The sequence below is a fragment of the Sphaerisporangium sp. NPDC051017 genome, from assembly GCF_040683095.1.
Classification (GTDB): Bacteria; Actinomycetota; Actinomycetes; order Streptosporangiales; family Streptosporangiaceae; genus Sphaerisporangium.
The window spans coordinates 256905-279797 of the sequence record NZ_JBFBCI010000003.1 but is presented as its reverse complement, the minus strand read 5'-3'; the positions used below and the strand labels follow the sequence as shown (position 1 = coordinate 279797).

General features: G+C 71.1%; 19 protein-coding genes. 6 read left to right on the top strand and 13 right to left on the bottom strand.

Annotated elements, in window-relative coordinates; genetic code table 11:
* The 4 genes from AB0M95_RS05275 to AB0M95_RS05260 form a co-directional block, all read right to left on the bottom strand.
* Positions 1-745 (bottom strand): DUF6444 domain-containing protein (locus AB0M95_RS05275; protein ID WP_363759781.1); only part of this gene is annotated, 745 nt, incomplete at its 3' end.
* A 219-nt stretch (positions 746-964) separates the two neighbouring features.
* Entirely contained in the window at positions 965-2341 is a 1377-nt protein-coding gene (locus AB0M95_RS05270) for an IS1380 family transposase (RefSeq protein ID WP_363759778.1), read from the bottom strand.
* A 522-nt stretch (positions 2342-2863) separates the two neighbouring features.
* Positions 2864-4270: a replication initiator gene (locus AB0M95_RS05265; RefSeq protein ID WP_363759775.1), complete on the bottom strand. Its 1407-nt coding sequence runs from the start codon at positions 4268-4270 to the stop codon at positions 2864-2866.
* A 707-nt stretch (positions 4271-4977) separates the two neighbouring features.
* Entirely contained in the window at positions 4978-6498 is a 1521-nt protein-coding gene (locus tag AB0M95_RS05260; RefSeq protein ID WP_363759772.1) for a recombinase family protein, read from the bottom strand.
* 47 nt (positions 6499-6545) lie between these two features.
* On the opposite strand from AB0M95_RS05260, the gene AB0M95_RS05255 reads away from it, so the two are divergent.
* From AB0M95_RS05255 to polX, 3 genes are all read left to right on the top strand, one after another.
* Positions 6546-6953: an aldo/keto reductase gene (locus AB0M95_RS05255; protein ID WP_363759769.1), complete on the top strand. Its 408-nt coding sequence runs from the start codon at positions 6546-6548 to the stop codon at positions 6951-6953.
* A gap of 174 nt (positions 6954-7127) precedes the next feature.
* Positions 7128-8645 carry an alpha/beta fold hydrolase gene (locus AB0M95_RS05250; RefSeq protein WP_363759766.1) on the top strand — a complete coding sequence of 506 codons (1518 nt, stop codon included), beginning with the start codon at positions 7128-7130 and terminating at the stop codon, positions 8643-8645.
* 77 nt (positions 8646-8722) lie between these two features.
* Positions 8723-10408 carry a DNA polymerase/3'-5' exonuclease PolX gene (polX, locus tag AB0M95_RS05245; protein ID WP_363759763.1) on the top strand — a complete coding sequence of 562 codons (1686 nt, stop codon included), beginning with the start codon at positions 8723-8725 and terminating at the stop codon, positions 10406-10408.
* A gap of 187 nt (positions 10409-10595) precedes the next feature.
* On the opposite strand, the gene AB0M95_RS05240 is transcribed toward polX, so the two are convergent.
* From AB0M95_RS05240 to AB0M95_RS05200, 9 genes are all read right to left on the bottom strand, one after another.
* Complete coding sequence (locus AB0M95_RS05240; RefSeq protein ID WP_363759760.1) at positions 10596-12206, bottom strand: cation acetate symporter; 1611 nt, start codon at positions 12204-12206, stop codon at positions 10596-10598.
* Positions 12199-12531 carry a DUF485 domain-containing protein gene (locus tag AB0M95_RS05235; protein WP_363759757.1) on the bottom strand — a complete coding sequence of 111 codons (333 nt, stop codon included), beginning with the start codon at positions 12529-12531 and terminating at the stop codon, positions 12199-12201. Before AB0M95_RS05235 ends, AB0M95_RS05240 begins: the two co-directional genes overlap by 8 nt.
* 186 nt (positions 12532-12717) lie before the next feature.
* Positions 12718-14448, bottom strand: coding sequence for a cation acetate symporter (locus AB0M95_RS05230; RefSeq protein ID WP_363759754.1), 1731 nt, complete (start codon positions 14446-14448; stop codon positions 12718-12720).
* A 16-nt stretch (positions 14449-14464) separates the two neighbouring features.
* Positions 14465-14845 (bottom strand): hypothetical protein, encoded by a 381-nt coding sequence (locus AB0M95_RS05225; RefSeq protein WP_358509280.1) that lies wholly within the window; start codon positions 14843-14845, stop codon positions 14465-14467.
* Between the two features lie 78 nt (positions 14846-14923).
* Positions 14924-15709: a LytTR family DNA-binding domain-containing protein gene (locus tag AB0M95_RS05220; RefSeq protein WP_358509283.1), complete on the bottom strand. Its 786-nt coding sequence runs from the start codon at positions 15707-15709 to the stop codon at positions 14924-14926.
* Between the two features lie 132 nt (positions 15710-15841).
* On the bottom strand, positions 15842-17035 hold the full coding sequence (locus AB0M95_RS05215) for a histidine kinase (protein ID WP_363759750.1): 1194 nt from the start codon (positions 17033-17035) through the stop codon (positions 15842-15844).
* Positions 17036-17046: 11 nt separating this feature from the next.
* Positions 17047-17568: an HIT family protein gene (locus tag AB0M95_RS05210; RefSeq protein WP_363759747.1), complete on the bottom strand. Its 522-nt coding sequence runs from the start codon at positions 17566-17568 to the stop codon at positions 17047-17049.
* Positions 17569-17659: 91 nt separating this feature from the next.
* A complete protein-coding gene (locus AB0M95_RS05205; RefSeq protein ID WP_363759744.1) occupies positions 17660-19180 on the bottom strand; it encodes a HAMP domain-containing sensor histidine kinase in 1521 nt (506 codons plus the stop codon).
* The gene (locus AB0M95_RS05200) at positions 19177-19917 is read right to left on the bottom strand and encodes a response regulator transcription factor (protein ID WP_363759741.1); all 741 of its coding nucleotides are present in this window, start codon (positions 19915-19917) and stop codon (positions 19177-19179) included. Before AB0M95_RS05200 ends, AB0M95_RS05205 begins: the two co-directional genes overlap by 4 nt.
* Before the next feature lie 139 nt (positions 19918-20056).
* Here AB0M95_RS05200 and AB0M95_RS05195 point away from each other — a divergent pair, with 139 nt between their 5' ends.
* From AB0M95_RS05195 to AB0M95_RS05185, 3 genes are read left to right on the top strand one after another with little or no spacing between them, the layout of a single operon-like run.
* On the top strand, positions 20057-21445 hold the full coding sequence (locus tag AB0M95_RS05195) for a ferredoxin reductase family protein (RefSeq protein ID WP_363759738.1): 1389 nt from the start codon (positions 20057-20059) through the stop codon (positions 21443-21445).
* A 40-nt stretch (positions 21446-21485) separates the two neighbouring features.
* Positions 21486-22058: an FMN-binding protein gene (locus AB0M95_RS05190; RefSeq protein WP_363759735.1), complete on the top strand. Its 573-nt coding sequence runs from the start codon at positions 21486-21488 to the stop codon at positions 22056-22058.
* Entirely contained in the window at positions 22058-22834 is a 777-nt protein-coding gene (locus AB0M95_RS05185) for an FAD:protein FMN transferase (RefSeq protein WP_363759731.1), read from the top strand. Before AB0M95_RS05190 ends, AB0M95_RS05185 begins: the two co-directional genes overlap by 1 nt.
* Positions 22835-22893: the final 59 nt, after the last annotated feature.

Here is a 22893-nt window from a genome sequence, read left to right as displayed (position 1 = left end):
CGCGGAACCCGGTCTCATCGAAGTGCGCGATCGGGGCCGCGGCGATCTCCTCACAGGCGCGGGCCAGGAACCCCTCCAACCGCCCGGCGGCTCGTCCGGCCATGTTCAGCACGCTCGCGCCCGAGATCGGAACGCCGAACAACTCCTCCAGGGCCTTGGCGGTGCGGTCCTTGGACAGGAACTGCCCCATGTACAGGTACACGATGATCGCGGTGATCCGGGAGCCGTACTGCACCGGCGCCGTCACCTCCTGCGGGGCGCTGCCGCGGGTGACGACCCCGCACCCACACCGCCGCTCGATCAGCTGATGCTCGGTCACCTCGACCGTGACCGGCGGGATATCGAACACCTGCCGGCGCTTCACGCCGGCCTCGGGCGCGCCGGCCAGGTCGTGCCCGCAGCCTCGGCACCGCTCCGGCTCGTGCCGCAGGCGGATGTCAGGCCGATCGACCTGCATCAACGTAGCCCCCGGGGTTCCCTTCGGACGTCCCGGCTTCCGCTGACCGCTCTTGCGCAGCGATTTCGGCGCGGGCTTGACCAGCCCATCGGAGCTCGGCGGCTTGGAGGAGTTACCCGAGTTCAGCCCCAGCCGGGCCTCCAGATCCGCGATCCGCGCGTTCGCCTTGTCCAACGCAGCCCGTGTGTCCGCCAGTTCTCTGCGCGTGGTTTCCAGCGCCGTGTCCAACCGCACCACCAGCGCTGCGAGCTCGTCGTACGACGGCTTCGGCACGGAGGACGTGGACACCCGACAGATGATCGCGGATCACGCACTGCCGATCAAATCGGACAGCCTCACGAAAGACGTAACCAGTTACTCACGATCTTCGTTTGGTCAGCTGAGCGGTTCGGCTGGGTGTTGAATTCGCCGTCGTGTCAGCCCGGTGGCCCGGCTGTCGCGCCGGGTGGGCGGGGTTCCACGGGCCCGGGATGTCCTTTCTTGGTTGTTGGGGCGGCTTTGTGCTGGTCAGGTCGGTGTGGGCAGTGCTTGGAGCCGGGTGAGGGCGGCAGTGAGCCAGCCGGCCCAGGGCCAGCGCGCGGCGATGCGTAGTCGTAGCCTGCGGCCGCCGCGAACCAGCCGGCCGGCGACGGCGAACAGGCGTAACCGAAGGCGCTTGGGCTCATACCGGCGGGCGTCGACGCCGTGCAGGGCGAGCATCTGCATCCAGGCCAGCAGTTCACAGGCCAGCGCGACAATCTCGCACCAGATCTGGTTTTGAGCGAAGTCGTGCAGCGGCAGATTGCGCAGGCCGGTGTCCTTGGCAGCGCGGATGCGGTCCTCGCAACGCGCACGGCGGCGGTGGCGCAGCTCCAGATCGGCGAGCTGACCCTGCTTTGTGCTGGTGACAAAGCAGGTGAAGCGGTGCCCGTCGAGGTCGGTGAACCGCAGCTGGGCGCCGGGGTGCGGGCGCTCCTTACGGACGATCAGGCGCATCCCGCGCGGCCAGGCCGACAGATCGAGCATGCCGGTGAGCTCGGCGACCCAGGCGCCGGGCCGCACCTGCCGGTCGGCGTCGTAGGCGGGCGTCCACGCATCGGCGGGCAGGGCCAGGATCGCCTCCCCGATGTCGGCGGTGAGGGTGAACCCGATCGAGTAGGCGAGCCACCGGCCCGGCCGGGTCAGCCAGGACAGGAACTCATGGGTGCCGCCGCCGGAGTCGGTGCGGATCAGCACCTTGCGACGGCGCTGCTTGGGAAGCTGGGCCAGGGCGAGTGAGGTGGCGTCGATGTGGTCGGCGGCGGTGTTGGACCCGGCGTTGCCGGGGCGCAGCAGCAGGGCCAATGATTCGCCGGCGCCGGCGGGGCCGTGGTCGGCGAAGACCGTCATCGGGTGGAAGCCGAAGGTCTTCTTCCAGGTCGGCGCCGCATCCTGCTTGTCGGAGTGGGCGGTGACGATGGTGGCGTCGATGTCGATGGGGATCAGATCGCCATCGGCGCCGGGCGCATCACCTCCAGCCAAGGCCCAGGCCCGCTCACGCGCGGCGGCACGGGCGGCGCGGATGGCCTTCAATGCCCGGGCCGGGTCGGCAGCCAGCCGGTCGATCAGCCGGGAGACGGTGGGATCGGAGGCCACCAGGCCGAACATCTGCGGCTGGGCGCGCAGCATCGCGATGTCGGCCAGGCAGTCCCCGCCCAGGGCGAGAGTGATGGCCAGATCAGTGATGACCTTGCCGGGATCGTGGATGGCCCGCGCGGGTCGCCATCGCTGCAACTGCTGCGATAGCGCCCGCTGCAGACCGGTGACGCGCAACGTCTCCAATAGAAGCAGCGCGCCGGCCTGTGAGATGAGTCCGGATGCGTCGGCGGACGCCACGATCTTGCGCGGGGAGACGATAGTCTTCACGTGAAAAGTGCCTTCTGAACTGGCGTGGACTGGACCCTAGACAAGCCCTATCCTCCCAGTTCAAAGGCACTTTTCTCATGTAAACGATCAAGCTGGCTCAAATTCGCCATGAAAGCCGCAGGCTAGTTAACTGCTAGAAATGCCTCCGGCGGGGGATTCGGCTCCGGGACTGGCACGAGCGTTGCCGAAGGTCCGTAACGGGTTGCTGTGGAAGCCTGCCCATCCCGTGCGCCGTCATCCCGGGCAGAGCCAAGCAGACCAGGGCCAGGGGCACAAGACCGTTCGTCCGGTAGGGCGCTGCGTCTTGTGCCCCTGGCCCTGGCCCGCTTCCCCTCCGAGGCGGGATGACGGCAGACGGGACCACCAGGCAGGCCCCTTGCCGCCGGGGAAAAGACCCGCGCTCATGCGCGTCGGTGTCTCTGTTCCCGTCGCGGTGTCGCCGGCCCCAACCGCTTCGCGGCCCCTTCGGGGTGCTTCGCATTGGCGCCGGCCACACCACTACCGCACGGGGATAGCCCGCCATCAGCCGGGCGACTGTTCCCGAGCCTGTTGCCGTGCGATCTGCCGAGCTGTGGAGATGCGTTGCCGTGCCAGCTCAGCCCAGAACCGTTCCCCGTCCCGGTGGCCGCTTCCAGTGAACCGCCATTCCCCGACCGTGACCGTCTGCCGTTCGGCCGGATCGGGCAGCCCCCGACGCTTGCGCGCCTCTTCCGACTGATAGTCGGCCCGAGCCTGCCGCAGCGTGCCCAGGGTCGTTGAGTAGTGACGGCTCTTGGTCGAGAAGTGCCCCCGGTAGCCGAGCATGTGGGCCCACCGCCGCAGCGGGATGAGCCGATATTCGGGAAGGTCGTTCAGGACGAAGCACGTGTAGATCATGCGCCGGGCGTGCTCGGTGACGTCCAGGAAGGCGACGTCACGCATCTGCCGGATCGGCCGGTCCACCGTTCCGGAGGCTTCCGCGCCCTTGGTGGCGTACTTGGCGATGTAGGAGGCCACCCGCTGATCTGCGATCCCTTCCAGCGAGGTAGAGACGTAGATGGGTTCGACGTCGAGTTGCCGGCCCCAGCGAGCGACGAACGAGGCACCGTCCTCCGGCACCGGGACCGAGAGGGACGCCGCAGCCTCCCCAATGGCCGCCTGTAGTAGGGGCACGCTGGCCCAGCCTGGGGGGGCCGCCCCGGGGCCGTCCGGTCCGTCCAGCCGGATCACGGCATGGAAGTGGACCAAGCCCCGCGCCTGATACTCGGCAACCTTGGCGTAGGACAGCCGCAGCCGCCGTCGTAGCTCCGCGCGCGTGATGCCGAGCTGGCGGGCAAAGACGGCAGGGAGAGCTTGAGTGAAGCGCCGCCACAACTCGCCCGCATGGGCGTTCCACAGCACCGCGCCCGCGTAGTCGTAGCAGTCCACGCAGACCGGTTGCCCGACCTGGGGATCATCCTCCTCATGGCGTGCGCCGCAGCCTTGCGGCCGTCCGTGCTCACACACCGGGTTGTCCCGCCGGGGACGACACGGCAGCACCTTGCCGTCCCTCTCACGACGAGCATGGACCGCGCCGAACGAGGGGGCCGTGAAGGTGGCGAACACCCGGGGATGCGCGCTCACGTCCTCCGGGACGTCCTTGCCGCCCCGCAGGCCGGACAGGATCAGGTGATAGGTGTCGTCCCGGTAGACCTCCGCACAGGCAGGACACCGGGACGCGCGACGGTTGCCGCACGCGGTGAGCAGGTACCCGGTTGGCTCATCAGCCGTCCGGTAGACATCCAGGACCTCTAGAGCAGAGTCGAAGGTGATCCGGTGACCCTGAAGCCGGATCGGCTCAGCACAGCCACCAGTGCCGCGCACCATCTGTTGCCACCGGGCGAAGTCCGGCATGGCAGCGCGCTGAGCAGCGGCGTAGATCTCGGGAGAGAAGCCGGGGACCTCGCTCACGCGACCCTCCCGTTCGGGTCGAGCACGGGGTTGGGAACGTGGTTCGCACTCACTTCGACGCCGAAGACGGCAGCAACGCGCCGCCATTTGTCGGTGGACCACCGGGGGGATTCAGTGGCTTTGCGCTTGCCCCACTCCTGAGCAAGCGCGAGATTAGGCACCAACGCATCGGGTACCAGCGGGGGGCTCCTTTCGCCGCAGGGAGCCACCGACGCACGGGAAGAAGAAAGCACCATCGCGGCATGCCAAAGAAGCGGCATGATGTGACGATGATGCTTTCAGCGAGAGCAATTTGGAGTGTTTGTAAGTTTATGCGCGATGTTTTATAGACCGGTTGGCGCGCCAATTTTTTGGCCTACCGCTGGGCCGGGCACATCCAGCGGAACGGCAACCATGTATTTATGTTTTAGTATTCCCGGTAGTTTATTCGCGCCGAATCGTATCGCGTGCCGGTTTCTCGCTGTTCCTGTCTCTCGTGATCGGGTGGCGTGGACGTACTCAGATCTACCATGCCGACAACGAGTAAGGCCAGGTCAAAGTTCCCAGCAGGGGGCGAACCAGGGACTTTCCATCTACGTCCCGCAGCGTCCACGAGCGTCCCATGACGTCCGCAGACGTCCCCCTTTCCCAGGCACATGGCAAGGGCGCTGTCACCGGAAGTAAGGGTTACAGCGCCCTGGCAAGCCGGAGACGTCTTGGACGTCTCGTCAGTCCTCCCGCCAGACAGGCTCTAGAAGATCAGGATCGAACTTCTTTTGCCCCCTCCCTGCGGGACGCATGATCACAGTGTGCAACGCCTCGCGGATGTATGTCCGCTTTGTTGAGATCGGTAGACCTCCCTCTGACTCTGGCAGGTACCACCGCCGCCGGATCTCCGCCATGTCGGTGACCGCTCGCCTACGCCGCAGTTCCGCCGAAGCGGAAATCTTGCTCACCTCTCCGCGAAGCCGCGCGATTTCCTGCTCTAGGCCAGGGGCGAGTTTGAAGAACAACTCATTACCGATGTTGCCCATGTTCCATTGGTTGGTCAGCTCATCCAACCGCTCTTGTGCGGCTTTGAGACGCTCCTCAGTTTGCGAGTCGCTCTGATCCGATGAGTCGGTGAACGTCGCCTCATCAAGCTTCGCCAAGACCGCCTCAGAGACGAAGAGGTCGACAAGGTCACCGCGACGACTACACCGCCCACAGCCCCCGTCCGCCTTGCTCCGGCACACGTAATCGTGGTGCTTCGCGCTCTTTCGCACGTTGACGCGCATGGGGGTGTTGCACATCTTGCCGTCCTCGCCCACGCGTCCGCATCGAAGGATTCCCGACAGCAGATAGGCCGGGTCCCGGTAGTCCGGGGGATGCGCCCTGCCGATCTCCATGTCTCTGGTGATGAAGTGGCCCTTACGGGCGTTGAAGACGGCCCGGATGGCGGTCCACTCTTCCCGCGTGAGAATGGTGGCCCACTTGCCTTGGATCGGCTCACCATCGGCACCACGAACCAGCTCACCGCCGAGCTCCCGCAGCCCGCACATACGGGGGTTCATCAAGGCGACCTTGAGCGATCGCACGCTCCAGTCATTGCCGAGTGAGGTTTTGACCCCCTGAGCCTGCAACTCCCGAGTGATCGAGTGAAGCGAGCGCCCGCCGAGGAAGTCTTTCGCGGCCTGCCGAAGGACTGCGGCTTCCTCCTCGTTCACAGTGAAGCGGTCTTCACGCCAGCCGAAGGGACGCGGCCCGCCGCCCGCTGGCCTGCCCTCCTCAGCACGGGCCCGGTGTGAGCGTCGCATGCGACGCTGCATCTTCCTTACCTCCATCTTGGAGATCACCGCCCCGAACAGGCCCATACTCTCGACATCTTCGCTGGACAGGTCCTTGCTGCCCCGAGCATCGGCGAACACACGACCGTCGAGGTAGGTGATCGCCTCCACGAAGCGCTCATAGTCACCCGGACGACGAGCGAGCCGGTCCTCCGCGACGATGACCACGCCCTGGACAGGTTCGCCGTTCGGCAGCTTTCCCGCACGTAGAACGCCTAGCATCGCCTCGAACTCATCACGGACAACGCCCTCTTTCGCAGCCGACTTGTCGTTGTCGGTGAACTCGTGGACGACGGTCCAGCCGTGCCGCTCAGCGGTCTCCCGATTGACCCTGTGCTGGTCTTGAACGCCATGCTCGTCACGCCTGACGTCAGCCGAGATACGGGCGTACGAGACGACAGGGACGGGGGGAATCTCAGACATCCTGTGCACCTCCGATGCACATCATGCCTGAGATTCATCATTACAATTTGCTTTACAGAGAAGAGGAGCGGGAGATGATCCCGCTGTGCCTGGACCAGGGCGTGGGGCTGATTCCCTGGAGCCCGCTGGCGCGCGGCGTGCTGGCACGGGCCGGGTCGGACGAGGCGACCACCCGGGCCGGGACCGACCCCCGCATCGAGTACCTGTACACCGACCCGGAGAACGACCGGCAGATCCTCGACCGGGTGGCGGAGACGGCCAAGCAGCGCGGCGTGCCCGCCGCTCAGGTCGCCCTGGCCTGGCTGCTGCACCAGCCGGGCCTCACCGCGCCGATCGTCGGCGCCACCAAGGACCGGCACATCGAGGACGCGGTCGCGGCCGTCGACCTGCCCCTGTCGGACGAGGAGCTGGCGTTCCTCACCGAGCCCTACCGCCCGCGGGCCGTCCGCCACTGAGCTCCCCCGGGGGGTCGGCCCGCCACGGTAGGGCCGGCCTGTTCGGCCAGGCCATCTCGGCGCGGGAGTCCCGTGGGGACGACTGGGCCAAGGAGGAGGGTGGGGTTTTCCCCACCGTGTTTCGAGAGGCCACGACCATGTCGCCGAGCGGACCGTGATCTCTACGGTGGGCGCATGATCTTCACAGAACGCCCCGGTCCGTCCCTCTGGACGCGATTCCGACTCCCTCTTTCCGGCACGTTCCTGCCGGTTCTGTCCGTGCTTGTCGGCCTGGCCGTGGCGCCTGCGCCGGCGATGGCGAAGGCCGTTTCCGCCTCTGCCCGCACCGGATCCGCCGCGAGCCCGGTCGGCGAGCTTGCCTGGAGTGCCTGTCCCGGCCCTGCGGGCATGGAGTGCGCCACGATCGAGGTGCCGGTGGACTGGGCCGCGCCCCAGGGTGCCCGGATCAAGCTGGATGTGGCCCGGCTGCCCGCCACCGATCCGGCGGGCCGCCTCGGGAGTGTTCTGACCGTGCCCGACGGCGGTCCGGGCATCCAGGGCGTCCTGGCCGCGGCACCGGAATCGTTCGCCGGGCTGCGCCGCCGGTTCGACGTGGTCGGCTATAACCCGCGCACCAGCGTGGCGGGACGCCATCTGCCGCCCTCGTGCGGTGTTCCGGGGCGGCCGCTCGGGGACCCCGGGGACCGCGCCGCGTACGAGAGCCAGGCTGCGGCGCTGGAAAGCCTGGTGGAGCGGTGTCGCCGCGACGACACGCTCGGCCTCGCCGACCACCTGGACTCCGTGTCGGTGGCCAAGGACATGGAGGCCCTTCGGATCGCCCTCGGCGAGGATCGGCTCAACCTGATGGCGCTGTCCTACGGCGGGGTCCCGGCCGCCGCCTACGCGCGTCTGTATCCCGGCCGCGTCCGTGCCGCCGTCTTCGACAGCACCCCCGACCCGGCGTCAGGCTGGCGTGGCATGGAACGCGTTCAGTTGCGCGCCACCGAGGCCGCGTTCAGGCGGTTCGCCTCCTGGTGCGCGGGAGAGGGCGCCTGCCCGCTGCGTGGGCGTGACATGCGTGGTGTCTGGCGTGACCTGATCGGGAGCACCGAGCGCGAGCCGGTGACCCACACCTCCGCCCGGGGGACGATCCGGCTGACCGATCTGCATCTCAAGGCGATGGCCCGGCTGGTCCTCGCGGTGCCGGAGCGCTTCGCGGAGTTCGCCGGCGCGCTGGCGGCGGCGAACGAGGGTGACTTCACTTGGTTCGGCGACCAGATCCTGGGCATCTCGGCGAGTTGGAGCTCCCCGGGCGCGGCGGCGACACGCTGCCCGGACGGTCTGGTGCGTCTTGGGTACGATGCCCTCGTCAGCGACCGGCGATACAGCGAGCGGCTCTCTCCGGACTTCGGCGGGGGTGTCGGCACCGGGCTGGAGGCCCTGGCCTGCTCCGGCTGGCGGCACCGGCCGGTGGCGGCGCCGCGTCGCCTTCCCCCTGGTCTGCCCCCGGTGCTCGGGCTCGGCGGCGACCGTGACTTCGCCGTCACCTCGCTTCTGGTCCGGCAGGTGCCCCGCTCGGCCGCCGTCCGCTACGACGGTCCCGTGCACGTGGTCTATCTGCGCGCCAAGAACTCGTGCGTCACCGGGTACGCCGATCGGTACCTGACGACACGGGCCCTGCCTCCCTCCGGTGCCGTCTGCTCGCCTAGGTAATGGGGTCGTCGGCGTTGGCGGTCGTCGCCGGGAGTCGGGGCCGCGGATTGTCGGCGGGTTTCCGTAAGCTGAGGCGCATGGGACGGGCGAATGACGAGGCCGCGGCGGCGCTGGAAGAATACGCCGATCTGTTCGCGATGACCGGCGGGGACGCCTTCCGGGTGCGCAGCTACCAGAAGGCCGCCAAGGCCATCGCGGGGTTCCCCGAGGACATCTCGCGGGTCGACGTCCGCAAGGTGCCCGGGGTCGGCGAGGCCATCGCGAAGAAGGTCGAGGAGTTCCTTCAGCGGGGCGCCTTCCGCCAGCTCGACGACCTTCGCTCGCAGGTGCCCGAGGGGGTGCGCCGCATGACGCGCATCGCCTCGCTCGGCCCGAAGAAGGCGGTGTTCCTGTTCCACGAGCTCGGCATCGACTCGCCGGAGGCGCTGGCCGAGGCGATCCGCGAGGGCCGGCTCACCGGGCTGAAGGGCTTCGGCGCCAAGACCGAGGGGAATTTGCTCAAGGGCATCGAGCAGCTACGCCAGGCGGGTGAGCGGGTGCACCTCGGCGTGGCCATGGATCTCGCCGAGCGCGTCCTGGCCTCGCTGCCCGCCGAGCGCATCGCCTACGCCGGGTCGCTGCGCCGCATGAAGGACACCGTCGGTGACATCGACGTGCTCGCCGTCGGCCCGCAGAGCATCATGGAGGTGTTCAAGGAGCAGCCGTATGTCGCGGAGGTCATCGCGAGCGGCGAGCGCAAGACGTCGGTGCGCACGACGGCGGGCCTCCAGGTGGATCTGCGGGTGGTGCCCGCCGAGTCGTGGGGCGCGGCGATGCAGTACTTCACCGGCTCCAAGGAGCACAACGTGCGGCTGCGCGAGATGTGCGTGAAGCGCGGCTGGAAGCTGTCGGAGTACGGGCTGTTCGAGGGTGAGAAGGTCATCGCCTCCGAGACCGAGGAGGAGATCTACGCGGCGCTCGGCATGCAATGGGTGCCGCCGCCGCTGCGCGAGGACGGCGGCGAGGTCGCGGCGGCGCTGCGCGGCGAGCTTCCCGAGCTGGTGACCGTCGAGGACGTCAAGGGCGACCTGCACACGCACACGAACCTGACCGACGGCATCGCGACGCTGGAAGAGATGCTGGACGCGGCCTCCAAGCGGGGGTACGCGTACTACGCGGTGACCGACCACGCGCCCAATCTGTTCATGCAGCGCATGACGCTGGACAAGGCGCTGGAGCAGCGCGAGGAGCTGTACCGGCTTCAGGCGTCGTATCCGGGCATGCGGCTGCTGCACGGCACCGAGCTGAACATCGCGCCGGACGGCACGGTCGACTGGCCGCTGGAGGTGCTGGAGGGTTTCGACGTCCGGGTGGCGTCCGTCCACTCGCATTTCACGCAGTCGCGGGACGAGATGACCCGCCGGTTCATCGCCGCCTGCGAGAACCCGGGCGTGCAGATCATCGGCCACCCGACCACGCGGAAGATCGGCAAGCGTCCGCCGGTGGACGCCGACTGGGAGGCCGTCTTCGCGGCGGCCGGGCGCACCGGCACCGTCATGGAGATCGACGCCTACCCCGACCGCGCGGACCTGTCGTCCGATCTGATCCGCCTCGCGCGCCACCACGGGGTTAAGTTCTCCATCGACAGCGATTCGCACGCCGTCCCGCACCTGGGCAATCTGCGGTTCGGCGTCGGCCTGGCCCAGCGCGCCTGGCTGACGACGGACGACGTCATCAACACCTGGCCGCTGGACCGCCTGCTGGCCTTCCTCGGCCGGTCCTGAGCGCGACGCCCTCGTCGTTCGGACAACGCGCCGCCTTTACAAAGTAGATCAAAATCGGACGAATACGGCGAGACCCGGTCGCGGGCCTCGTGAGAGGGAGGGGGTGCCCGCGACCGGGCCTCGGGCGGCGGCGACGAGGGTCGCCGCCGCGGGACCGGCGGGCCGTGGCGGCGGCCCGCCGGGGGCGTCAGTGCGAGGTGGCCTTCTCGGCGCCCGCGCCGGTGAGGGAACGGACCTCCATCTCCGCGTACTTCACCGAGTCGTACCGCTTGCTCAGGACCGTCCCGAGGTAGCCGCACAGGAAGCCGATCGGGATCGACACCAGTCCGGGGTTCTCCAGCGGGAACCAGTGGAAGTCGACGTCGGGGAACATCGCCGTCGCCGACCCCGACACCACCGGGGAGAAGATCACCAGGATGACGGCGGACAGCAGGCCGCCGTAGATCGCCGAGACCGCTCCGGCGGTGTTGAACCGCTTCCAGAACAGGCTGTAGAGGATCGCGGGCAGGTTGCCGGACGCGGCGACGGCGAAGGCCAGCGCCACCAGGAACGCGACGTTCAGGCTCTGGGCGAGGATGCCGAGCCCGATGGAGACGGCGCCGATGACCAGGGCCGAGATCCGCGCCACCGTGATCTCCTGCCGCTCGGTGGCGTTGCCCCGCCGGAAGACGTGCGCGTACAGGTCGTGGGCGAAGCTGGACGAGGAGGCCAGCGTCAGGCCCGCCACGACGGCGAGGATCGTCGCGAAGGCGACGGCGGCGATGACGGCGAGCAGGATCGTGCCCCCGACGTCGCCGAACAGCAGCTGCCCGATCTTCAGGGCGAGCTGCGGGGCCGCGGTGTTGCCCGCCTTGTTCTGGTCGGCGATGGCCTTGCTGCCCACCAGCGCGGCGGCGCCGAAGCCGAGCACCAGGGTGAACAGGTAGAAGACGCCGATGATGCCGATGCCCCACAGGACGGACTTGCGGGCGTCCTTGGCGGTGGGCACGGTGTAGAAGCGGATGAGGATATGCGGCAGGCCGGCCGTGCCAAGGACCAGCGCGAGGCCCAGGCTGATCAGGTCGAGCTTGCTCGCGAGCCCCTTGGCCTCGACGCCGTACTTGAGCCCGTGGTTGAGGAACGCGTCCCCCTTGCCGCTCTGCTGGGCGGCCGTGCCGAGCAGGTCGGACAGGTTGAAGCCGAAGTGGCCGAGCACGAGCAGGGTGATCAGGGCGGCGCCGGCCATCAGCAGCACGGCCTTGACGATCTGCACCCAGGTGGTGCCCCTCATGCCGCCGACCACCACGTAGATGATCATCAGCAGGCCGACGACGACGATGGTGAGGGCCTTGCCCGCGGTGGAGGTGATGCCGAACAGCAGGCCGACCAGCGCGCCCGCGCCGACCATCTGCGCGAGCAGGTAGAAGATGCTGACGACGATGGTGGAGACGCCGGCGGCGGTGCGGACCGGGCGCGGGCTCATCCGGAAGGCCAGCACGTCGGCCATCGTGTACTTGCCCGAGTTGCGCATCAGTTCGGCGACGAGCAGCAGCGCCACGAGCCAGGCGACCAGGAAGCCGATCGAGTACAGGAACCCGTCGATTCCGGACAGGGCGATGATGCCCGCGATGCCGAGGAACGACGCCGCCGACATGTAGTCACCGCCGATGGCCATGCCGTTCTGGAAGCCGCTGAACGACCGGCCCCCCGCGTAGTAGTCGCTGGCGCTGCGGTTCTGCCGGCTGGCCCAGAAGGTGATGGCGAGGGTGGCGGCGACGAAGAGCACGAACAGCGTGATGGACAGCGCGTGGTCACTCACCGCGCACCCCCTCGATCTCGCCGCGGAGCTTGTCGGCCAGCGGGTCGAGTTTCCTGTCGGCGTGCCGCGCGTACAGCCAGGCGATCAGGAACGTGGAGACGAACTGCAGGGCCCCGAAGATGAGCGCGACGTTGATGTCCCCGAGGACCTTGGTGCCCATGAACCCGCGCGCCCACGCCGACATCACGACGTACAGCAGGTACCACACGAGGAAGGCCACGGTCACCGGGAAGGCCCAGTTGCGGTAACGCCGGCGCAGCTCCTGGAACTCGGCGCCGGCCTGCACCTGTTCGTACCCGGAGGATTCATCTTGTCTAGTGGTCACGTGACCTCCCACATGGTGACTTGGATCACGCTCACCGTAAGAGGATCGTGAGGAGCCGCGAAGGGCGCCGGGCGGCGTTCTCGCCAAGCCGCCCCGACCCATCGCTCACAGGGGGCCGCCTTGCGACGAAAGGTTCGTTACACGCGACGAGCGGTCCGCCGGCGCCGCCGGGTCGAGCGCGGGCGCTCACGTGGAGCGCGGACTCCAGTCGCCGCGGTTGACGTCCAGCGTGTCGGGCGCGTGCAGCCGCACCATCGTACGCGCGACGCCCCGCGGGGTGCGGCCGGGGGTGAGCAGCGAGACGGCGATCATCACGAGGAACGAGATCGGCACCGTCCACGCCGCCGGCTGGGCGAGCAGCGCGCCCGCCCAGCCCGTCGTGGGGCCCCCGGCGATGACGGCGAACCCGGCGCCGCCGGCCAGCCCGCCGCCGATGAGCAGGCCCGCCATCGCGCCGGTGGTGGTCAGCCTGCGCCACCAGATGCCGAGCACGAGCAGCGGGCAGAACGAGGACGCGGCCACCGCGAAGGCGAAGCCCACGACGTCGGCGACGGCCAACGAGCGGGCGACGGTGGCGAGCACGAGCGGCACGCTGATCGCCATGAGCGTGGCGGCGCGGAAGGACGGCACTCCCCCGCGCAGGATGTCCTGCCCGATAACGCCCGCCACCGACACCGCGAGCCCGGACGAGGTGGACAGGAACGCGGCGAACGCGCCCGCGGTGACGAGCGCGGTGAGCAGGTCGCCGGCCATGCCGCCGACCAGCCGCCCGGGCAGGGTGAGCACGACCGCGTCGGTGCGCCCGGTCATCAGCAGCTCGGGCGTGTAGAGGCGGCCGAGGAAGCCGTAGATGGCGGGCATCAGGTAGAAGGCGCCGAGCAGGGTGAGCACGACGAGCGTCGTCCTGCGCGCGGCCCGCCCGTCGGGGTTGGTGTAGAAGCGGACGAGCACGTGCGGCAGGCCCATGGTGCCGAGGAACGTCGCGAGGATCAGCGAGTACGTCGCGTACACCGGGTGCTCGCGGCCGTGCAGCGGCAGCGCCCACTCGTGGTCGCTGAGCACCGGCAGGTCCGCGACGTGCGGCACGGGCGTGCCGGCGGGGAAGGTGACGGTGGTGTCGTGGGCGATGCGGTGCGGGCCGGGGCCGAGGGCGACGGGCTCTCCCCGGACGGCGCGGCCGTCCACCCGTCCGGTCGCGGTGACCGTCACGGGCCGCTGGACGCGCACGGTGACGTCGGCGCCGACCGCGACCGTCACCGCCTCGGCGAACACCGGCGGGACGTCCCCGTGCGGGGCGGGGCGTCCGGCGTGGTTCCAGGCGAGCAGCAGGAACGCCACGGGCAGCGCCAGCGCGGTCAGCTTGAGCCAGTACTGGAACGCCTGGACGAACGTGATGGACCGCATGCCGCCGGACAGCACGTTGACCCCGACGACGACGGCCACCAGCAGGCCGCCGACCCACGCGGGCGCGCCGGTGATCTCGCGGAACACCAGGCCGGCGCTCTGGAACTGCGGCATGAGGTAGAGCCAGCCGATGAGGACGACCAGCACGCTGGCCACGCGGCGCACGGCCATCGACTCCAGCCGGGCCTCGGCGAAGTCGGGCAGCGTGTACGCGCCGGAGCGGCGCAGCGGCGCCGAGACCAGCACGAGCAGCACCAGGTAGCCGCCGGTCCACCCCACCGGCAGCCAGAGCATGTCGGCCCCGTAGGCGAGAATCAGCCCGGCGATGCCGAGGAAGGACGCCGCCGAGAGGTACTCGCCGCCGATCGCCGAGGCGTTCCACAGCGGCGAGACCGTCCGGGAGGCCACGTAGAAGTCGGAGGTCGTGCGCGACAGCCGCAGCCCGAACGCGCCGATGAGGAGCGCGGCCACGACCACGATCAGCACGGCGGTCAGGCCGAGCCCGGCGCTCACCGCGCCCGCCCAGCGCTCACTCGCGCTCGACCAGGTCGGCGAAGTGGCGCTCGTTGCGCTCGGCGCTGCGCACGTACAGCCAGGCCCCGGCGACGAACGCGGGGTAGATCAGCCCGGCGAGCACCACCCAGGGCAGAGGAAGGCCGAGCAGACGGGCCTCGCGCAGCGCGGGGACCAGCATGAACAGCAGTGGCAGGCCGCCGATCAGGCACGCGAGCACCGTGCACACGAACAGCGCCAGCCGGAACTGGGTGCGGATCAGCGAGCGCATGTAGACCTCGCCGAGGCTGGTCTGCTCGTCGATCTCCATCGTGGCCGGGTACCGGGGGCGGCGGGCGGCCCGGGTGCGCGGGCTGGTCACGACCTCGCGGCGCGGCGGGCCTTTGTGCGGCGTCATCGCGGCGTCACTTCGCCCTCATCCGGCCGCGTCCGGCAACATCCGGTCTCATCCGGTCTCATTCGGTCTCATTCGGTCTCATTCGGCACGGCCCTTGCGGGCGCGGCGCACCAGCAGGTCGCGCAGCTCGCGCGTATGCCGGCGGCTCACCGGGATCTCGGTCTCGCCGATGCGCACCGTGCAGCGGCCCGAGTCGATGTGCAGCTCGTCGATGTGCTTGACGGCGACCAGGTGGCTGCGGTGGACGCGGACGAACCCCGCGCCGGCCCAGCGTTCCTCCAGGGCGGCCAGCGGGATGCGCACCAGGTGGCTGCCGGTGGGCGTGTGCAGCCGGGCGTAGTCGCCCTGCGCCTCGACGAAGCGGACGTCGGAGCTGGCCACGAACCGGGTCACGCCCGCCAGCTCGACGGGGATCGTGTCGGCGTCCGGCGTGGCGCGGCCGGGTTCCTCCGGGAGCCGGGGCCCGGGGACGGCGGCGTCGGGGACGGCCGCGCACACCCGGCGGATCGCCTCGGCGAGCCGCTCCGGCCTGACCGGTTTGAGCAGGTAGTCCTCGGCCTTGATCTCGAAGGCGTCCACCGCGTGGTCCTCGTACGCGGTGACGAACACGACCCGGGGCGGGCGGGCGAACTGCGTGAGCAGGCGGCCGAGCACGACGCCGTCCAGCCCGCGCATGCGGATGTCCAGGAACACCGCCTCGATGGGCCGGCCGTCGGCCATGGCGCGGTCCAGGATCTTCAGCGCCGAGGCCCCGTCGCGCGCCGTCGCCACCTCGCCGATGCGGGGATCGGCGCGCAGCAGGTACGCCAGGTCCTCCAGCGCCGGCTGCTCGTCGTCCACCGCCAGCACGCGCAGCGCGGTCACGTCACATCCATTCGCCGGTCAATTCTGAGGAATGTTTTTCGAGCGTGATGAATCCGGGCCGGGAAGTCAACCGGTCGCGGCCCGGACCTGCGCATACTTCGATAACTATCCGGAGACGGCGGACTCGGCCGGCTAGACCGAGACGCCCTGCCGGTACTTCGGCAGCCGGACGCTGACCTTGGCCCCCGCGCCGAGCGCCGTCTCCACCACCAGGCCGTACTCATCGCCGTACACCTGGCGCAGCCGCTCGTCCACGTTGGCCAGGCCGACGCCGCTGGTGCCCGACCGCTCGTCGGGGTCGCCCGCCAGGATGCGCCGCAGCCGCTCGGGGTCCATGCCGATGCCGTCGTCCTCCACGCTGATGCGGCACTCGGCCCCGGCGTCCTCGGCGATGATCGTGATGTGGCCGACGCCGGGCTTGCCCTCAAGGCCGTGCCGCACGGCGTTCTCGACCAGCGGCTGCAGGCACAGGAACGGGACGGCCACCGGCAGCACCTCGGGCGCGATGCGCAGCGTCACCAGCAGGTGGTCGCCGAAGCGGGCGCGTTCCAGGGTGAGGTAGCGGTCGATCGAGCGCAGTTCCTCGGCGAGCGTCGTGAAGTCGCCGTGGCGGCGGAAGGAGTAGCGGGTGAAGTCGGCGAAGTCGAGCAGCAGCTCGCGGGCGCGCTCGGGGTCGGTGCGGACGAACGAGGCGATCGTCGTCAGCGAGTTGTAGATGAAGTGCGGGGAGATCTGCGCGCGCAGCGCCCGCACCTCGGCCTCGATCAGCAGCGTGCGCGAGCGGTCCAGCTCGGCGAGCTCCAGCTGCGAGTCGACCCAGGTGGCGACCTCCTGCGTGGCGCGGACCAGTCCCGCCGAGGCGTGGCCGCCGTACGCCGCGAGCGAGCCGACCACCCGATCGTCGGTGGTGAGCGGCACCACGACGGCGTACCGCACCGGGCACTCGGGCAGGTCGCAGGCGACGGCCTCGGGGCCGAGCACCTGGATGCGGCCGTCGCGCAGGGTCTCGGCGGCGTGGGCGAAGGCGTCGTGCGCGTGGTGCTCCCCCGCCCCGTCGTACACCAGCAGTTCCTCGCCGCTGGTGATCGCGATGGCGGGCGAGCCGAGCAGCTCGCGCAGGTAGCGGGACGCCTTGAGCGCGCCGGCCGCGGTGAGCCCGGCGCGCAGGGGTGGCGCGGCCAGGGACGCGGTGTGCAGCGTCTCGAAGGTGGCACGCTCGGCGGGGCTGGTGCCGAGCTCGCGCCGGCCGCGCAGCATGCGCCAGAGCACGACCGAGGGAACGCCCAGGAGGACCAGCACGACGGGGACGGCCAGCAGCGGTTCCACGCGGCCGCAGCCTACTCCACCTCGCGGCCCGGGGCCTGCCCCGTTCCCAGCATCTCGGCGGCGACCTTGGCGGCGTAGGCGGCGGCCTCGGCGTCGTCGGCGTACTTCGTCCGGGGCCAGAAGAAGCCGCGCAGGCCGTCCTTGCGGTTGCGGGGGACGATGTGCGCGTGCAGGTGCGGGACGCTCTGGCTGATCTTGTTGTTCATCCCCACGAACGTGCCCGCCGCCCCGAGGCCCTCCTCGACGGCGCGCGCGAGCTCCCGCACCCGCGTGAAGAACGGGCCGACCGCGTCCACGGGCAGGTCGGAAAGGGTCTCGACGTGCGTCCTCGGGACGACCAGGACGTGCCCCTTGAACACCGGGCGCGCGTCGAGGAACGCCACGGCGACGTCGTCGGCGTGGACGACGTGCGCGGCCAGCGTCCCGGCGGCGATCTCACAGAACGGGCAGCCCGGCACGGTCCCGGCGGGGGCGCTCAACTCGCGCAGCGTGCGCTGGAACAGCCGCTGCTCCTCGTTCAGCTCGAAATCCATGGACGTCCGACTCTCCTCGCTGTGGCCGCCGCGCGGGGACGGCTCACCCGGCCCATGGTGTCACGCCGCCGCGAACGAACAGAACCGCCCGTCAGGGGTGCGGAGCGGGCCCCGGCGCGGGGAGCAGGATGCGGAAGACCGTGCGGCCGGGGCGGCTCTCGGCCTCGGCGGAGCCGCCGTGCGCGGCCACCACCGCCCGGACGATCGCCAGCCCGAGCCCCGTGCCGCCCGAGGCCCGTGACCGGCCCTGGTCTGCGCGGACGAATCGCTCGAAGATCTCCCCCGCGAGTTCCTCGGGGAAGCCGGGCCCGTCGTCGGTCACCGAGAGCTCCACCCGCGTCCCGTCCGCCGCGGCGGCCGCCCGGACCAGCACGGTGATCAGCACGGTGGTGCCCGCCGGGGTGTGCCTGCGGGCGTTGTCGAGCAGGTTGGCCAGCACCTGGTGGAGCCGGTCGGCGTCCCCGCGGACCATCACCGGCTCCTCGGGCAGGTCGAGCCGCCAGCGGTGATCGGGCCCGGCCACGCGGGCGTCCCCGGTGGCGTCCAGGACCAGCCGGGTCAGGTCGACCTCGTCGCGCAGCAGCGGGCGCCCGGCGTCCAGGCGGGCGAGCAGCAGCAGGTCCTCGACGAGCCGGCCCATGCGCACGGACTCGGCCTGGATCCGGTCGAGCGCCCGCCCGACCTCGGGCGACACGGGGCCGGGGTGGCGGCGGGCCAGCTCGGCGTGCCCGCGGATCGCGGCCAGCGGCGTGCGCAGCTCGTGGCCGGCGTCGGCGGCGAACGTCCGCAGGCGCTGCTCCACGGCGTGCCGACGTGCCAGGGCGTCGCCGACGTGCTCCAGCATCCGGTTGAACGCCGCGCCCACCTGCCCGACCTCGGTGCGCGGGTCGGTGTACGAGACGCCGTCCGGCAGCGCCACCTCGCCGTCGGCGAGCGGCAGCCCGGTCACGTCCCGCGCGGTCGCGGCCACCCGGCGCAGCGGGCGCAGCGCCGCGCCCACCCACAGGGCCCCGGCGACGCCGGTGACGACCAGGGCGACGGCGAAGACCACGCCCTCCACGGCCTGGAGCCGGTGGACGATCCCCTCGGCCTCCACGAGCGGAAGCCCGGTGACGAGCGTGTCGCCGTCGGCCCCGGGCACGGCCATCAGCCGGTAGTCGCCGAGCCAGGAGAGCTTGACGCTGCGCCCGCGCCCGTCCGCCGGCAGCCCGGCGAGCTTCGCGCGGTCCTCGGCGGAAAGGGTCGGCACGGCCCCGGCGGCCGAGACGTCGTCCATGTCGCGGCGGGGGCTCACCACCCCGGCGTGGGTCACCGTCCCGTTCAGCACCCGGGCGCCGAAGGTGCCCGCGGCCTGGGCGCGGGTGTCGCCCCCGGCGGCGTACCGGTCTTTCCCCGGCTGGGCCGCGGAGTGCTCCAGGCTGGCGGCGAACCTGCCCCCGGCCTGGGCGAGCTGGCGGTCGATGCCCGCGTGCAGGGAACGGCCCAGGGCGAGGACGCTGGCGACGCCCACCGCCGCGCAGGCGCAGGCCAGAAGCACCAGCAGCCCGGCGATCAGCCGGCCCCGCATGGTCGCCGGCAGCCCGCGCACCCGCCGTGCCCGCGCGGGGATCATCCGGACGCCGGTTTGATCACGTACCCGACGCCGCGGACCGTGTGGATCAGTGGGGGCGCCTCGGCGTCGATCTTCTTGCGCAGGTAGGAGATGTACAGCTCGACGACGTGCGCCTGCCCGCCGAAGTCGTAGGACCACACGCGGTCGAGGATCCGCGCCTTGCTGAGCACACGCCGGGGGTTGCGCATGAGGAAGCGGAGGAGCTCGAACTCGGTCGGGGTCAGGTCGATCAGCTGCCCGGCCCGGGTGACCTCGCGCGCGTCCTCGTCCATGACCAGGTCGCCGACGACCAGCCTGCCGCCCTCGCCCGCGCGGGCCATGCCGGCCCGCCGCAGCAGGCCGCGCAGCCGCGCGAGGACCTCCTCCAGGCTGAACGGCTTGGTCACGTAGTCGTCGCCGCCCGCGGTGATCCCGGCGATCCGGTCCTCCACCGCGTCCCTGGCGGTCAGGAACAGCACGCAGACCTGGGGGATCTCCGCGCGCAGCCGGCGCAGGACCTCCAGACCGCCGATGTCGGGCAGCATGACGTCCAGGACGACGGCGTCGGGCGTGAACTCGCGGGCCGTCCTCAGCGCGGACGCGCCGTCGCCGGCCACCCGCACCTGCCAGCCTTCGTATCGCAGGACCGCGCTCAGGACCTCGGCGAGGTCGGGCTCGTCGTCGACGACCAGCACGCGCACGGGCGTGCCGTCGGGGCGTACCAGCCCCGTGACCGGGGGTGCCGTGATCTCCTCCATGGTGACTTCCAGGGTGCCGTCCGCACCGCAACGCACCCTATGCGATTCCTCTGAGAATCCTCTGAACGGCCGTCCCTGAGAGGAAACGCAGAGATTGCGCTGGCACGGTGGCCGGTGAACCCGACGAAGGGAGCACTTCGTGACCACCATCGACGCCGGCCGCCAGGGACGGGCGCGCGGGCGGCACACCCCCACCCCGGGCCGGCCCCGGGCGCGGGCCGTACGGCCGGGCGCCGCCGCGAGGGTGACCCTGGCGCTCATCGGCGCGGGGGCGGCGGCCGTGGTGGCGCTGTGGTGGGCGGACACCCCCGTGGTGGCCGGGGCCGGCGACTGGCTGACGAACGCGGGAAGGATCACCGGGCTGCTGGCCGGGTACGCGATCGTGGTGCTGCTCGCGCTCATGGCGCGGGTCCCGGCGCTGGAGCTGAGCCTCGGCGCCGACCGGCTGGCCCGCTGGCACGCGATGGGTGGGCGGTACACCGTCGGTCTCGCCGTGGCCCACACGCTGCTGATCATCTGGGGCTACGCCGTCACCGGCCACACCTCGGTGGCGGCCCAGACGGCGAGCCTGGTGCTGTCGTACCCCGACGTGCTGAAGGCGACGGTGGCGGTGCTGCTGCTGGTCGGGGTCGGCGTCATCTCCGCCCGGGCCGTCCGGCCGCGCATGCGCTACGAGACCTGGTTCCACCTGCACTTCTATACGTACCTGGCCGCGGCCCTGGCGTTCGGCCACCAGCTCTCCGACGGCGCCGAGTTCGCAGGGAACCGGCCGGCCCAGATCGCCTGGTACGCGCTGTACGGCGGGGTGGGGGCGCTCCTGGTCTGGTACCGGTTCCTCACTCCGGTGGTGCGTGCCTTCCGGCACCGGCTGCGGGTCGCGCACGTCGTGCGCGAGGCCCCGGACGTCGTCTCCGTCTACATCACCGGCCGCCGCCTGGGCGAGCTGCGGGCCGAGGCCGGGCAGTTCTTCCGGTGGCGGTTCCTCACGCGGGACCTGTGGTGGGCGGCCAACCCGTACTCCCTGTCGGCCGCGCCCTCCCCGCACGAGCTGAGGATCACGGTCAAGGACCTGGGCGACCATAGCCGGACGCTGGCCCGCCTGCGGCCGGGGACGCGCGTGGCGGCGGAGGGCCCCTACGGCGCGTTCACCGCGGGACGGGCGACCCGGCGCAGGGTGCTGATGATCGCGGGCGGGGTGGGCATCACGCCGATCCGGGCGCTGTTCGAGACGGTGCCGGGCGAGGTGACCCTGCTCTACCGGGCGAGTGGCCCGCAGGACGTGGTCTTCGCCGGCGAGCTGTCGGCCATCGCCGCCGCGCGCGGCGCCACCGTGCGTTATCTGGTCGGCCCGCGGGCGCGGACCGGCGACCCTTTCACGGCGGAGGCGCTCGCCGCGCTGGTCCCCGGGCTGCGCGACCACGACGTCTACCTGTGCGGGCCGCCCGGCATGACGGCGGCCGCGGTGGCGGCGCTGCGCCGCGCCGGGGTGCCGCGCCGCCGCGTCCACCACGAGTCGTTCGAGTTCTGACCGACCGCCGGCCTCCGGCGTCCCGATCCGAGGAGATCCCATGCGCAGAGCCGTTCTCGCCGTGCTCGTCACGGCCGCCGGCCTGGTGCTGCTGTTGTCCTTCAAACCCCACGACGTGGCCTCCGCCGGCCGCCCGCCCGCCGCCATCGCCCCGGTGCCGGTCCCCTCCCAGGATGGCGGCGGATCCGGTTCGTCCGGGAGTGACTCCGAGAGCGATTCCGGGAGCGACTCCGCGGGCGATTCCGGGAGCGACTCCGCGGGCGATTCTGGGAGTAATTCCGGGACGTCGGCGGGCGGCTCCGGCCCGACCCGGAGCGGCTCCGGCACCTCCGCGCGCTCCCGCACGGTGACCGGGGCCGCCGTCGACACCCGCTGGGGCCCGGTCCAGGTGCGGATCACCGTCGAGGGCGGGCGGATCTCCGCGGTGGAGGCCGTGGTGGTGCCGGACGCCAACCCCCGCGACCGGGAGATCAACTCCGTGGCCGTGCCGATCCTCACCCAGGAGGCGCTGGCCGCGCAGAGCGCCCAGATCGACACGGTGTCCGGCGCGACCTACACCAGCGACGGCTACCGGGGCTCCCTGCAGAGCGCCCTGGACAAGGCGGGCCTGTAGTGCGGCACGTCGAGCACGTCATGGGCACGGTCTTCTCCTTCGACGTGCGGCACGAGCCGTCCGGGGAGCTGCGCGCCGCCCTGGCCGCGGCTGTGGGGCTGGTCCACCGGGTGGACGAGGTGTTCTCGACCTACCGCGCGGACAGCCCGGTCAGCCGCCTCGGGCGCGGCGAGATCACCCTGGCCGAGTGCCCGGACGAGGTCGCGGAGGTGCTGGCGCTGTGCGAGGAGGCGGCGGCGGTCAGCTCCGGATACTTCACCGGCGCACCGGGCGGGCGGCTCGACCCGTCGGGCATGGTGAAGGGATGGGCGGTGGAGCGGGCGTCGGCCGTCCTTCGCGCGGCGGGCGCGACGCGGCACTGCGTCAACGGCGGCGGCGACGTACGGGTCTCGGGTGAGCCGGAGCCCGGCCGGCCGTGGCGGGTGGGGGTCGCCCACCCGTGCCGCCCCGGGGAACTGGTCACCGTGGTCTCCGGCCGCGACCTGGCCGTGGCGACGTCCGGAACGGCCGAGCGCGGCCCGCACATCGTGAACCCGCGCACCGATGCCCCGGCGACGGGCCTGGCGTCGGTCACCGTGGTCGCCGAGACCCTGACCAGGGCGGACGCGATGGCCACCGCGGCCTTCGCCATGGGAGAGGCGGCCTGCGGCTGGGCCGAGCGGCAGACGGGCCTGGAGGCGTTCGCGGTCACGGCGTCGGGGGCCATGTGGTGGACGGCCGGCTTCCCTCGCTACGGCCTGGTGGGAGCGGCACAACCGTCAAAACCTATGCTATGACCTGATCTACCCGCGAAACCGACGGTTACCGGGCCTCCTGCCGGGTCCGACGGCCCCCG